Annotated in this window: 13 protein-coding genes; 9 read left to right on the top strand and 4 right to left on the bottom strand. The window is 64.8% G+C overall.

The window, feature by feature from the left end:
* Positions 1-13: 13 nt before the first annotated feature.
* Positions 14-919 carry a hypothetical protein gene (locus G6P99_RS16565; protein ID WP_029082064.1) on the bottom strand — a complete coding sequence of 302 codons (906 nt, stop codon included), beginning with the start codon at positions 917-919 and terminating at the stop codon, positions 14-16.
* 337 nt (positions 920-1256) lie between these two features.
* Between G6P99_RS16565 and G6P99_RS16560 the strand changes: the two genes are divergently transcribed.
* The gene (locus G6P99_RS16560) at positions 1257-2906 is read left to right on the top strand and encodes a glycosyltransferase family 39 protein (protein WP_029082065.1); all 1650 of its coding nucleotides are present in this window, start codon (positions 1257-1259) and stop codon (positions 2904-2906) included.
* A gap of 122 nt (positions 2907-3028) precedes the next feature.
* On the opposite strand, the gene G6P99_RS16555 is transcribed toward G6P99_RS16560, so the two are convergent.
* Positions 3029-4012, bottom strand: a complete 984-nt coding sequence (locus G6P99_RS16555) for a LysR family transcriptional regulator (protein WP_165128747.1) — start codon at positions 4010-4012, stop codon at positions 3029-3031.
* Positions 4013-4124: 112 nt separating this feature from the next.
* Here G6P99_RS16555 and G6P99_RS16550 point away from each other — a divergent pair, with 112 nt between their 5' ends.
* From G6P99_RS16550 to G6P99_RS16540, 3 genes are all read left to right on the top strand, one after another.
* Entirely contained in the window at positions 4125-4532 is a 408-nt protein-coding gene (locus tag G6P99_RS16550) for a DUF1330 domain-containing protein (protein WP_051346433.1), read from the top strand.
* A gap of 51 nt (positions 4533-4583) precedes the next feature.
* Complete coding sequence (locus G6P99_RS16545) at positions 4584-5111, top strand: carboxymuconolactone decarboxylase family protein (protein ID WP_029082068.1); 528 nt, start codon at positions 4584-4586, stop codon at positions 5109-5111.
* 83 nt (positions 5112-5194) lie between these two features.
* Positions 5195-5974 (top strand): class II aldolase/adducin family protein, encoded by a 780-nt coding sequence (locus G6P99_RS16540; protein ID WP_165128745.1) that lies wholly within the window; start codon positions 5195-5197, stop codon positions 5972-5974.
* A gap of 105 nt (positions 5975-6079) precedes the next feature.
* On the opposite strand, the gene G6P99_RS16535 is transcribed toward G6P99_RS16540, so the two are convergent.
* Together G6P99_RS16535 and G6P99_RS16530 are read right to left on the bottom strand one after the other, a co-directional pair.
* The gene (locus G6P99_RS16535) at positions 6080-7480 is read right to left on the bottom strand and encodes a M20/M25/M40 family metallo-hydrolase (RefSeq protein ID WP_165128743.1); all 1401 of its coding nucleotides are present in this window, start codon (positions 7478-7480) and stop codon (positions 6080-6082) included.
* 96 nt (positions 7481-7576) lie between these two features.
* Positions 7577-9196 (bottom strand): helicase HerA-like domain-containing protein, encoded by a 1620-nt coding sequence (locus tag G6P99_RS16530; protein ID WP_029082071.1) that lies wholly within the window; start codon positions 9194-9196, stop codon positions 7577-7579.
* A 337-nt stretch (positions 9197-9533) separates the two neighbouring features.
* Here G6P99_RS16530 and G6P99_RS16525 point away from each other — a divergent pair, with 337 nt between their 5' ends.
* The 5 genes from G6P99_RS16525 (at position 9534) to folK (ending at position 12209) form a co-directional block, all read left to right on the top strand.
* The gene (locus G6P99_RS16525) at positions 9534-9899 is read left to right on the top strand and encodes a hypothetical protein (protein ID WP_029082072.1); all 366 of its coding nucleotides are present in this window, start codon (positions 9534-9536) and stop codon (positions 9897-9899) included.
* Between the two features lie 56 nt (positions 9900-9955).
* Complete coding sequence (locus G6P99_RS16520; protein ID WP_029082073.1) at positions 9956-10363, top strand: DUF4332 domain-containing protein; 408 nt, start codon at positions 9956-9958, stop codon at positions 10361-10363.
* A 101-nt stretch (positions 10364-10464) separates the two neighbouring features.
* Positions 10465-11322, top strand: coding sequence for a dihydropteroate synthase (gene folP / locus G6P99_RS16515; RefSeq protein ID WP_029082074.1), 858 nt, complete (start codon positions 10465-10467; stop codon positions 11320-11322).
* Positions 11319-11711 (top strand): dihydroneopterin aldolase, encoded by a 393-nt coding sequence (gene folB, locus G6P99_RS16510; protein WP_029082075.1) that lies wholly within the window; start codon positions 11319-11321, stop codon positions 11709-11711. The genes folP and folB overlap by 4 nt, the downstream gene beginning before the upstream one ends.
* Positions 11712-11717: 6 nt before the next feature.
* Complete coding sequence (gene folK, locus G6P99_RS16505; RefSeq protein ID WP_029082076.1) at positions 11718-12209, top strand: 2-amino-4-hydroxy-6-hydroxymethyldihydropteridine diphosphokinase; 492 nt, start codon at positions 11718-11720, stop codon at positions 12207-12209.
* Positions 12210-12235: the final 26 nt, after the last annotated feature.

Raw genomic sequence — 12235 nt, 5'->3', positions numbered from 1 at the left:
TATTGGCGCGGATCTACGGCCGCTGCTCGAGATGCGACCTGAGCTCGTCGATCGAGGCGAACCGCATCATGCCCTCGGGCATCTGCGCTTCGATCGATCCGTCCGAATAGAGCGAATAGGCCATGCCGTCGACGACGCCCGATTTGAGCACGGTGACCGGGGGCTGCTCCTGCGGCGCCGGCGGATGGCCTGATGACGGCGACGGCGCGGCGGCGGCGGCCGACTGGGTCTCGCCGAAGGTGGACGGCCGGGGCGTACGCCGCGGGGCGACATCGACCGATCTCGGCCGCTCGGCCTTCGGCCAGGCATCATCGAAGGTTGCCGGCGCAGGTTCGGCCGCAGCGGCCGGATTCGGACGCAGTTCCGGCGACAACAGATCCGGCGTGAGCGGCTCGGCAGCGCGCCCCTGGGTTCTGTCGCGCTCCTTCCGCGAGGACGAGAACAAGAGGTTGCGCCGCTTGGGCGGCCCTTCGCCGTCCGCGGGCGTTGCGCCCGGCACGGGCGGCGGCACCTCGCCCGACGCGCCACGCTGGGGGATTTCGTCGTGCCAGGGCGGCGGCGCCGCGGGCGCGGATGGCTGGACCGATGGAGCCAGCGGCGGAGGCGCCGCGACCTTCGGCTCACGCGACGGCGGGAACACCGGATCGTCGGCGGCATTACGCGGGGAAGTTGAAGACGGCGACGGGCCCCCGGACCGGATACCCGCGGCAACAACCGCGTCGAGCCGTCCGCCCATGGCCTGGAGCTCGCGAACGACTGCGGCGAGGCCCAGGACGATCGCGCCCGAGCATACACCGGTCACGCCGACCAGGATCATGGTGCTGCCGAAGCTGAACTCCTTGTCCTGGATTCCCAAGCCGACCGCCGCCAAGCCTGCCAAAACCAGGCCCGCACCGACGACCAACAGACCAACCTTCATCGAACTAACCCCCGGGAGACCCGACCGAAAATCGGCGCGAGCCACCGACGCCACGATACCGTCATAGTGCCCACACCGCCAACCGCCAATTGTAGGCAGAGTTCCCTAACATCCCGCTTAACCGGCGCGGCGCACGGCTGATCGCGCTCCAAACGACTGCGCCGCAGCACAGCTCCCGTAAATTTACTGACGACGAATTGCTGCCAATATATTGCAATGCATCTGGGAAATTACGCCACAATTACCAATTACTTGGAAACGGAACTGCGCTATGGATGCCGGGGAATGAGGCCCTAGAGCGCCAAACAGGGCCACAGGCACGCCGGTACCACTAGCTATGTCATCGATTACGACGTCTGCATTCGAGGCGCCTGCGCGGCGCTCGATGGAGAAGACCTGCGACGATCTCGCATTCCTCGTCCTCGGCGTGGTCGCCGTGGTCGCCGGTCTCACATTCCGCGATTACGGCCTGGGCTGGGACGATTACACCCACGCTGAATACGCCGACCTGCTGTTGCGCATGTACGGGTCCGGGTTCAAGGACACCGGCGCGCTGTCGTTTGCCAACCTCTATATGTACGGCGGCGGCTTCGATATGGCCGCTGCCCTGCTGCACAAGATCATCCCGCTCGAACTGTTCGAGACGCGCCGCCTGCTCGGCGCGATCGTCGGCGTGATCGGCCTCGCCGTAACCTGGCGCCTGGCGCGCCGCGTCGGTGGTCCGCTGGCGGGACTTGCGGCGCTCTTGCTGCTGGCGCTGTGCCCGACCTTCTACGGCCACATGTTCATGAATCCGAAGGATGCGCCGTTCGCCGTGGCGATGGTGATCCTGATCATGGGCCTCGTCCGCCTGATGGAAGAATATCCGGCGCCCTCGCCGCGCACGATCCTGATCGTGGGCTTAGGGGCCGGCCTGTCGATCGGCTGCCGCGTCCTCGGCGGGCTCGCATTGATCTACGCCGTCGTCGGCTTCGCTCCGCTCTGGATCGAGGAACTCCGCAAGCAGGGCGCGCGCGAGGCGACCCATCGCTTTGCCCATGTCATCTATGTGCTGCTGCCGGGGCTTGTGTTCGGCTATCTCGTGATGGGCCTGATCTGGCCGTGGTCGATCATGGAGCCCGGGCATCCGTTCGAAGCGGTGACCTATTTCTCGCACTTCTTCGAGAAACCGTGGAAGGAGATGTTCGACGGCGCGCTGGTGTCGGTGCCGGACATGCCGTGGTCCTATCTGCCCACTTTGTTCGCGCTGCAGCTGCCCGAAGTGATGCTGGTGCTGCTGACCGCAGCCATCGTCATCACCTTCATGTCACTGTCGCGCGCCGAGGTGCCGGCGAAGCGCAAGTCGATCATGCTGATGCTGACGCTGGCGGCGACGCTGCCGCTGGTGATCGCGATGGTGAAGCGGCCGGCGCTCTACAACGGCATCCGCCATTTCATCTTCGTGATCCCGCCGATGGCGGTGCTCGCCGGCGTCGCATTCGCCCGCGGCATGGACTGGCTCGGCGAGAACCGCCGCGCCTGGCAGCCTGCGGCGCTCGCCGTGTTCGCGTTCGGCCTGCTGCTGCCGCTCAGCGAAATGATCCGCCTGCATCCCTATCAGTACACGCACTTCAACCACATCGCCGGCACGGTGCGGACCGCGGACAACTTCTTCATGCTGGACTATTGGGGCCTGGCGCTGAAGCAGGCCTCCGACGGGCTGCGTGAGCAGCTGGCGGAGCGGCAGGAAGTGCCGCCGCAGCATCGCAAGTGGAAGGTCGCGGTGTGCGGACCGCAACGCCCCGCGCAGGTCGCGCTCGGGCCCGACTTCACGATCGGCTGGGACAGCAATGCCGCCGACTTCGCCATGACGCTCGGCGAATTCTACTGCAAGGGCCTCACCGCGCCTGTGATGGTCGAGATCAAGCGCGACGACGTCGTGTTCGCCCGCGTCTACGACATCCGCGGCCGCAGCATCTCGAGCCTGCTGGCGATCCCGGCGCCGTAGCGTACGATACCGGGACCGCCTAGAGCGTTTTCGAGCGAAGTGGACACCGGTTCGCGTGAAGAAAACGCGTCAAAACAAAAAGCTAGAGCTTCGGTTCTGATCCAATCAGAACCGAAAATGCCCTAGCCTCGCGTGGCACGCTTTGTCGTGCCGGCCTTCGAAGCCGAAGCCGTCGCCTTCCGCGCTTGCTCGATCAGCAGCTGCGCAGCCGGATGAAGCAGCCGGCGCTTCAACGTGACAATGGCGACCGGCAAGGGCTTTCCGAGCGACACCGGCAAGCCCGTTAGCGACCAGCGTTCGGCATTGAACTGCAGCAATGAAGCCGGCACCGGTGTAAGATACTGACCGGTCGCCATCAGCTGCATGCGCAACTGCATCGAATAGGTCGTGACGCCCAATCGCGGCACCGGAAGTCCCTGCGCGCTGAACGCGCCGCTCACGAGGTCGCGCACCGCCGTACCCGGCGGCGCAAGAATCCAGGATTCATCGGTCAGATCCCCGAGGGTGAGCTGCCTGCGCCGGGCGAGACGATGGTTCGTGCCGGCGGCAACCACGATTGGCTCGTCATAGAGAACGTCGACCTTCAGATCGTCGTCGCGCACCGGGCCGGAGATACGACCAAGCATCATGTCGACCTTGCGCTCGCGCAACTCGCGAAATTCCATCGCAGCCGTATTCGCCTCGAGAACGTGAACGACAATGCGCGGATATTGCTCGGCGAGTCCGGCAATGACGGCCGAAAGAAGCCCGCCGGAGATATAGGATTCCGACGTTCCGACCCATACCTCGCCCTTGCCGGGATCGGACAGAAACTCGATGTCCTTGATGCCCTGCGCCAGCGCGTCGAACGCCTCGGTGCCGCGCCGGAGCAGCGCCTCGCCATAGGCGGTCGGCGACACACCGCGCGGTGAACGGTCGAGCAAGCGGACACCTAGCGCGGCTTCGAGATCCGCGATGGCCTGCGAGATCGCCGGCTGGGTGAGCCGAAGCTCCGCAGCCGCCTTCGCCATGCTGCCAAGCTTGGTGACCGACGCCAGCACATGCAGGTCGCGCAGACGAAGCCGGCGGCCGATACGCTGTTCCCAATCCGTGAGTTTCCCAACCATCAGATATTATTATACCCCTATGCGATATTTCGCCATTCTGATTATAGCCCTGTCGCAGCAAGGTGACGGCCGTTGAGCACCAACATGCTCGCCCCTCTCGACGGAGACCGCCATGACACCGACTTCGAAATTCGCGCGCGTCACTTCCGCGGCCGTGAGCCTCGGCTTCCTCGCATTGTCCGGCCTGCACGCACAAGGCACGGCTTCTGCGCCCGCCTATGTCGTCAACGAGGTCGACGTGACCGATCAGGCGGGCTTTGCCACTTACGCCAAGCGGCAGGGCGAACTGATCGACAAATTCGGCGGCCGCTTCCTGGCGCGCGGCGGGAAGGCCGAAGCCGTCGCCGGAACTCCGCTGCCGCATCGTATTACGATCTATATCTTCGACAGCCTGGCAAAGGCGCAGGCCTGGCACGATGCGCCCGAGCAAGCCGAGCTCGCGGCGATCCGCGACAAAGCCGCGAACTTCCGGTCCTTCATTGTCGAGGGCTGCTCGGCCTGCAAGCCGCCGGCCAGCTGACGATGACCCGGGGCCGTCGACCAGACGGCCCCGTTGCGCGGGAGCAGCACAATGTCTGATCTGAAGCCCCTCGCTATCGAGAGACTGACGGGCGACAGCGCAATATCCATTGCGGCGATCGAGCGGGAGTTGGGTTTCGTGCCTGACCTGATGCGCGTGCTCTCGCATTCGCGGGCGGCCCTGCGCGGCTACCTCGCACTGCGCGCCGCCTTGAAGGGCGGAGTGCTGCCGGCAGCCTTGCGCGAACGGATCGCCATTGCGGTCGCCAACACAAACGGTTGCAACTCCTGCCTTGTCAACCACCGCCACCTTGCGCGTTGCGCCGACGTCAGCGATCAGGAGCTCGATGCGGCAACAGCATTCGGCTCGCGGGACCGGGCTGCGGCCGCGGTCTTGCGGTTCACCAAGGCTGTGATTGCTGCGCGCGGCGGTGTCGATGCCGTGGAGTTCGCGGCCGTCCGCGACGCGGGATTCGGCGACGCCGAGATCGTCGAGATCGCTACGGTGATCGGCGCGAACATGCTGGCGAACTTCGTCAACAATCTCGCACATTCCGCGCGAAACGCCGCCGACGCATGACTGCCACCCCGCCCGTGCCTTGCTGGGGGAAGCACACGGGTCTATCCTTCCCAGACAACCAATATTCACGGGAGACCCCACCCATGTCGCCGGCCGAAGCACGCTTGAAGGAAATTCCGTCCGGCATGACGGACGCGGAGTGGCAACAGCGGGTCAATCTCGCCGCCTGCTACCGGCTGGTCGCGCTCTACGGCTGGGATGATCTGGTCGATACCCACATCTCGGCACGCGTGCCCGGACCCGAGCATCACTTCCTGATCAACCCCTACGGGCTGATGTTCGACGAGATCACCGCCTCCAGCCTGGTCAAGGTCGACCTCGACGGCAACCAGCTCTCGCAGAGCGACTACAGCATCAACCCGGCCGGCTTCACCATTCATTCGGCGATCCACGAGGTGCGCGAGGACGCCGGCTGCGTGCTCCATCTGCACACCGTCGACGGCACCGCGGTGTCGTCGAGCCCGGAGGGACTGCTGCCGCTGAACCAGACCGCGCAGCTCATCACCCACGACCTCGCCTATCACGACTATGAAGGCATCGCGCTCGATCACGACGAGCGCCCGCGCCTGCAGCGCGATCTCGGCGGCAAGAACCACATGCTGCTGCGCAATCACGGCACGCTGACGGTCGGCCGCTCGGTCGCCTCCGCCTTCGAGCGGATGTACCATTTGGAGCGTGCCTGCTCGATGCAGGTGGCGACCCGCGCACTTGGCCCGATCGCCTATCCGGTCGAGGCGGAGGCGATCGACAAGAACACCGAGCTCTTGTCCAACCCGGACCGCGCCGAACTGCGTTCGACCCAGCTCGTCTGGCCGCCGCTGCTGCGCAAGCTCGACCGGGTGAACCCCGGCTACCGCGATTGAAATTTCACAATCTTCGGGTAAACTGTTCGCCAACACCCTCTGTACGTTCGGAATCAAAACGCCGCCCAATTCCGGGCGGCGTTTTTACGTGCGGGGCGCCTCGCGCTATTTGGCGTCGGCGAACGCCGCCAGAATCCGCGCCCAGGAGCGGATGCCCTTGTGGTAGCTCTTGAGGTCGTACTTCTCGTTCGGCGAATGGATGTTGTCGTCGTCGAGCCCGAAGCCGACCAGCACGCTGTCGAGGCCGAGCGTGCGCTTGAAGTCGGCGACGATCGGGATCGAGGCGCCGGAGCCGACCAGCAGCGCCTCCTTGCCCCATTCATCGGTCAGCGCGCGGCGGGCGGCCGCGAGCGGCTTCATGTTCCAGTCGAGCGCAATCGCCGGCGCTGAGGAATGATCGGTGAACTCGGCCTTGCAATCCGCCGGCACGCGCGCCTTCACGTAGTCGCGGAACGCCTGGCGGATCTTCTCGGGATTCTGTCCCTCGACCAGGCGGAACGAGACCTTCGCCGACGCCTCGGCGGGGATCACCGTCTTCGAGCCCTCGCCGGTGTAACCGCCGACGATGCCGTTGATGTCGCAGGTCGGGCGCGAGGAGACCTGCTCGATCAGGAGCCGGTCCTTTTCGCCGGCCGGCAGCGAGAGGCCGATCGGCTTCAGGAAGCTGTCCGGCGTCAGGTTGAGCTGCTTCCACTGCGCCAGAATGTCCGGCGGCAGATCCTTCACGCCGTCATAGAAGCCGGGAATGGTGATGTGGCCGTTCTCGTCATGCAGGCCGCCGAGGATCCGCGTCAGCACGCGGATCGGGTTCTGCGCGCCGCCGCCGAACACGCCGGAATGCAGGTCGCGGTTGGCGGCCTTGATCTTGACCTCGTCATAAACCAGGCCGCGCAGCGACGTCGTGATCGCCGGCGTGTTGGGGTCCCACATGCCGGTGTCGCAGACCAGTGCGAAGTCGGCCTTGAGGTCATCCTTGTTCGCCTCCAAGAACGGCACGAAATTCTTCGAGCCGATCTCCTCCTCGCCTTCGATGACGATGGTGATGTCGACCGGTAGCGATCCCGTCACGTTCTTCCAGGCACGGCATGCCTCGACGAAGGTCATCAGCTGTCCCTTGTCGTCCTCGGCACCGCGCGCGACGATGATCTTGCGCCCGTCGGCATGGTCGGTCACCACGGGCTCGAATGGCGGACGGTGCCAGAGATTCAAGGGATCGACCGGCTGCACGTCGTAATGGCCGTAGAACAGCACATGCGGACGGCCGTCGGTCGAGCCGTTCAGCTTGCCGACCACGGCCGGATGGCCCGCCGTCGGCCGCACCTCGGTCTTGAAGCCGAGGGTTGCGATATCCTTGGCGAGATGCTCGGCGGCAGCCTTGCAGTCATTGGCGAAGGCCGGATCGGCCGAGATCGATTTGATCCGCAGGAGCGTGAACAGCCGCTCCAGACTGTTGTCGAAATCGGCGTCGATGCGGTCGAGGACGGGCTGCAGCTTGGCATTGGACATCGCGGATATCCTATTGGTTGGACGTTGCGCCAACTTGTAGCGCGCCGGCCGCCGGAGGCAAAGCCGCTCCCGCGCTCCACCCGGAGCGGCGCGACGCTACCGGCGCAGAATTCCGCCGAGCGCGCCGCGCACCAGGGCACGGCCGATCGAGCCGCCAACCGAACCGCCGACCGATTTGCCGAGATCGGCAACCACACCGCCGATCACCTTGTCGGTCACCGAGCGCGTGACGTTGCGCGCGATCACCTGCCCGGTCGAGAGCCGGCCGCGCTTGACGTTGGTGCCGAAGATCGTGGCCGCGATCGAGCCGATCTGGCCGAGGATGCCGCCACCCTCGCCGCCGCCATCGGCCGGCGCTGCCGCCGCCCCGGACAGCCGCTTCTGGATGATCTCGTAGGCGGATTCGGCGTCAACAGCGGTGTCGTATTTGCCCTTCACCGGGCTCGCATCCATGATCGCCTTGCGCTCCTCGGGCGTGATCGGCCCGATCCGCGCCGACGGCGGCCGCACCATGATGCGCTCGACCATCGACGGCGTGCCGCCGCCTTCGAGGAACGACACCAGCGCCTCGCCTTTGGCGAGCTCCATGATCACCCGTGCGGTGTCGAGCTTCGGATTGGGGCGGAAGGTCTGGGCGGCCGCGGCGACCGCCTTCTGGTCGCGCGGCGTGAAGGCGCGCAGCGCGTGCTGCACACGGTTGCCGAGCTGCGCCAGCACCTTGTCCGGCACGTCGATCGGATTCTGCGTGACGAAATAGACGCCGACGCCCTTGGAGCGGATCAGCCGCACCACCTGCTCGATCTTGTCCATCAGCGCCTTCGGCGCGTCGGTGAACAACAGATGCGCCTCGTCGAAGAAGAACACCAGCTTCGGCTTCGGCAGGTCACCCGCCTCCGGCAATTCCTCGAACAATTCCGAGAGCATCCAGAGCAGGAACGTGGCGTAAAGCCGTGGGCTCTGCATCAGCTTGTCGGCGACGAGGATGTTAACCATGCCGCGGCCGTCGCGGTCGGTGCGCATGAAATCCTTCAGCGTCAGCGCTGGCTCGCCGAAGAACTTCGCGCCGCCCTGGTTCTCGAGCACCAGGAGTTGGCGCTGGATCGTTCCGACCGTCGCCTTGGAGACGTTGCCGTAGCTCTGGGCCGCCTTGCGGATCGGCGCCAGCGGATATTCCTCGTCGTCGGCCGCTTTCTTGCTGCCGTCGGGCGCGATCGCATCCAGAAGCGCACGCAGATCCTTCATGTCGATCAGCGTGAGGCCGTTCTCGTCGGCGACGCGGAAGGCAACATTGAGCACGCCCTCCTGCACGTCATTCAAATCGAGCATCCGCGACAGCAACAGCGGTCCCATCTCGGTGACGGTGGCGCGCACCGGGTGGCCCTGCTCGCCGAACACGTCCCAGAACACGGTCGAGAACTGATCCGGCTGGAACGTCAGCCCCATGTCCTTGGCGCGTTTGACGATGAAGTCCTTGGCCTCGCCGATTTCGGAGATACCGGAGAGATCGCCCTTGATGTCGGCTGCGAAAACCGGAACGCCGGCGCGTGCAAATCCTTCGGCCATGACTTGCAGCGAGACGGTCTTGCCGGTTCCGGTTGCGCCGGTGACAAGGCCATGCCGGTTGGCCAGCGCCAGCGTCAGCCACGCCGTCTCCTCGCCCTTGCCGATAAAAATCTTCTCGTCCGTATCGGCCAATTTGTTGTCGGAGGTCGCCATCGCTTCGCCTCTTCGCGCGGATTAGATCGGTTCGATGTGTCGAACCTACGCCATCATATTGCATCTTGCAGGTCGATTGAAACCATCGACGCGTGCCGACGTAGATTGTCGCTTCACCAGTTCCTCATACTTTATTCCCGGCCAAGTGACGAAAGGCATTGCGCATTGCGACAAGATAGTGTGAATCCGCCGCTCACTCTTGCAGCGAGGCAACAGTCACGGCGCGATCGAAAAAGAAAACGAACTGAAATGCGCGGATCGCTTGAATTTCGTGACACAGGCGCTCAAGATAAATCCTCAAGAACGATCCGGCTAAAGCCGGTTGAGGCGGGGCAATATGGACGAATTGGTTGGACGGCTGGCCGCGAAGGCCGGCATCGATGGTGCTGTCGCTGAAAAAACCATCGGCATCGTTCTGGGTTTCCTCCGTAATGAGGGACCTTCCGACAAGGTCCAGGCTCTGATTGACCAAATCCCCGGCGCCGAAGCGGCAATTGCCACCGCCAACAACAGCGGTGGTCTATCGCGGTTGATGGGTGGCGGGCTGATGGCCGTCGGCACCCGGCTGATGGCGCTCGGATTGAGCATGAGTGAGATACAGAACGTCGCGCGTGAACTTTTTAGGTTTGGCCGCGACAAAATCGGAGCGGATCAAATGGGCGAGATCATCTCGGGGACGCCGGGCCTCAGCCAGTTCGCCTGAAGCATTTTCCCAACGCCTTTTGCGCGTGCGCTCCCTTCTACCTGCATACGAGTATCATGACATACCCCCTCTCCGAGATCGAAGGCCTGTCCGCCTATTGCGCCAACAAACTGAAATCGCAGGGTATCCGCACGACCGAAGGGCTGCTTGAAGCCGCCCGCACCGTCAAGGGACGCAAGGAGCTGTCCGCCAAGACCGGGATCAGCGAACAGCAACTGCTCGAGTGGGCCAACATCTCCGACTACATGCGGATTCCCGGCATGGGCAAGGCGAAGGTCGGGTTGGTCCGCGCAGCCGGCGTCACCACGGTGCGCGAGCTCGCCCACCGCAACCCGTCTCGGCTGGCGCAGAGCATGAAGGACGCCAATGTGCGACGGAAGCTCGTCCGCGTGATGCCGTCGGAGAAATCGGTCGAGTTGCTGATCGAGCAGGCACGCAAGCTGCCTCCCAAAATCACCTACTAGGGTGACCTATTAGCCCTCCTTAAAGGCACTCAGCGGCCGCAGGCGCCCATGCATCCCTGCGACATCTTGACTTGCCGCTGTCGTCAGCGCAAAGCCACCGCATGATGGCGACCAAGCCCATAGCATCGGCGGGGGCCGGCACGGCCGTATCAGCGGTGCTGCCGGCGCTATTGTCGATGCCCTATCCGGCCGTGATGGGCATCCTGAACGTGACGCCGGATTCATTCTCCGACGGCGGACAGTTCGTCGCACCCGAGCAGGCGCTGGCGCAGGCCCGCAGGCTGGTCACCGAGGGCGCCGACATCATCGACATCGGCGCGGAATCCACCCGTCCCTACGGCTCGCAGCCGGTCTCCGCCGATGCCGAGATGGCGCGGCTGAAGCCGGTGCTGGCCGAGGTGATCGCGCTCGGCGTGCCGGTCTCGATCGACAGCATGAAGTCGGAGGTCGTGGCCTGGGCGCTCGATCAGGGCGCTGCGATCGCCAACGACGTCTGGGGCCTGCAGCGCGATGCCGGCATGGCGCCAATGGTCGCTGCGCGCGGCGTGCCCGTGATCATCATGCACAATCGCGAGCAGGCCGATCCGACGATCGACATCATGCGTGATATCACCGCCTTCTTCGAACGCTCGCTCGAGATTGCCGCGCGCACCGGCATTGCCGACGACCGGATCGTGCTCGATCCCGGCATCGGCTTCGGCAAGACGCCGGAGCAGAGCATGATGGCGCTGGCGCGGCTCGCCGAGCTCGACTGCTTCGGCCTGCCGGTGCTGGTCGGCGCCTCGCGCAAGCGCTTCATCAGCACGGTCGTGCCCTCGGAGCCGCAACAGCGGATCGGCGGCTCGATCGCCGCGCACCTGATCGCCGTGCAGAATGGCGCCCGCATCATCCGCGCGCATGACGTCGCGGAAACCGTTCAGGCGCTGCGGGTGGCCGCAGCAATCAAGGGACAGCAATGACCGACACGATCTTCATCACCGGGATCGTCATCCATGCCCGCCATGGCGTGATGGAACATGAGACCGAGGTCGGGCAGCGCTTCGTGATCGATCTCGAGCTCTACACCGACCTCTCGGAATCCTCGCGCACCGACCGCCTCTCCGACACCGTCTCCTATTCCAACGTGGTGGCGACCGCGACCTCGGCGTTCAAGAACACCAACTACAAGCTGCTCGAGCGCGCCGCCGGCGCGGTGGCCGACGACATCCTGGCCACCTTCCCGCGCGTCAGGGCGGTCAAGGTCACCGTGCACAAGCCGCATGCGCCGATCGCCGCGATCTTCGACGATGTCGGCGTGGTGCTGACCCGCTCGCGCCATCCGCCGCCGCATTCACCGCCCCAAGGGTGACCCCCGATGGCTGATGTCCTGATCGCACTCGGCGGCAATGTCGGCGACGTCCGCGCGACGTTTCGCAAGGCGATCGCCAATATCTGCGGCATGACGCAGGCGGCGCTGTTGGCGCGCTCGTCGGATTATTCGACGCCGCCCTGGGGCGATCAGCAGCAGGACAGCTTCATCAATGCCTGCATCGAGATCGAGACCAGCCTCGATCCGCATGCGCTGCTGTTCACGCTGCACAAGATCGAAACCAAGTTCGGCCGCGACCGCAAGAACGAGCAGCGCTGGGGCCCGCGCACCCTCGACCTCGACCTGATCGCCTATGACGACGTCACACTGAACAAGCCGGAACTGACGCTGCCGCACCCGCGCCTGTTCGAGCGCGCCTTCGTGCTGGTGCCGCTGGCCGAGATCGTTCCGGACCGCATCATCGCCGGGCGCCGCGTCGCGGACGCGCTGGCCGAGGTCTCCGCCGACGGTATTTTCCGTCTAGCGGACCTCGATTAAAGCCGAACCACCGCAAACAACCGTTT

This window comes from Bradyrhizobium sp. 6(2017) (assembly GCF_011058295.2).
Taxonomy (GTDB): Bacteria; Pseudomonadota; Alphaproteobacteria; order Rhizobiales; family Xanthobacteraceae; genus Bradyrhizobium; species Bradyrhizobium septentrionale.
Note: the sequence above shows the minus strand (reverse complement) of the source record. Positions and strands in the feature narration are given on the sequence as shown.

Coding starts and splice junctions, on each gene's coding strand:
- G6P99_RS16555 (WP_165128747.1), bottom strand. CDS start 4,012: ATGGTTGGGAAACTCACGGATTGGGAACAGCGTATCGGCCGCCGGCTT.
- folK (WP_029082076.1), top strand. CDS start 11,718: ATGGCTGATGTCCTGATCGCACTCGGCGGCAATGTCGGCGACGTCCGC.
- G6P99_RS16525 (WP_029082072.1), top strand. CDS start 9,534: ATGGACGAATTGGTTGGACGGCTGGCCGCGAAGGCCGGCATCGATGGT.
- G6P99_RS16520 (WP_029082073.1), top strand. CDS start 9,956: ATGACATACCCCCTCTCCGAGATCGAAGGCCTGTCCGCCTATTGCGCC.
- G6P99_RS16560 (WP_029082065.1), top strand. CDS start 1,257: ATGTCATCGATTACGACGTCTGCATTCGAGGCGCCTGCGCGGCGCTCG.
- folP (WP_029082074.1), top strand. CDS start 10,465: ATGATGGCGACCAAGCCCATAGCATCGGCGGGGGCCGGCACGGCCGTA.
- G6P99_RS16540 (WP_165128745.1), top strand. CDS start 5,195: ATGTCGCCGGCCGAAGCACGCTTGAAGGAAATTCCGTCCGGCATGACG.
- G6P99_RS16565 (WP_029082064.1), bottom strand. CDS start 919: ATGAAGGTTGGTCTGTTGGTCGTCGGTGCGGGCCTGGTTTTGGCAGGC.
- G6P99_RS16545 (WP_029082068.1), top strand. CDS start 4,584: ATGTCTGATCTGAAGCCCCTCGCTATCGAGAGACTGACGGGCGACAGC.
- G6P99_RS16535 (WP_165128743.1), bottom strand. CDS start 7,480: ATGTCCAATGCCAAGCTGCAGCCCGTCCTCGACCGCATCGACGCCGAT.
- G6P99_RS16550 (WP_051346433.1), top strand. CDS start 4,125: ATGACACCGACTTCGAAATTCGCGCGCGTCACTTCCGCGGCCGTGAGC.
- folB (WP_029082075.1), top strand. CDS start 11,319: ATGACCGACACGATCTTCATCACCGGGATCGTCATCCATGCCCGCCAT.
- G6P99_RS16530 (WP_029082071.1), bottom strand. CDS start 9,196: ATGGCGACCTCCGACAACAAATTGGCCGATACGGACGAGAAGATTTTT.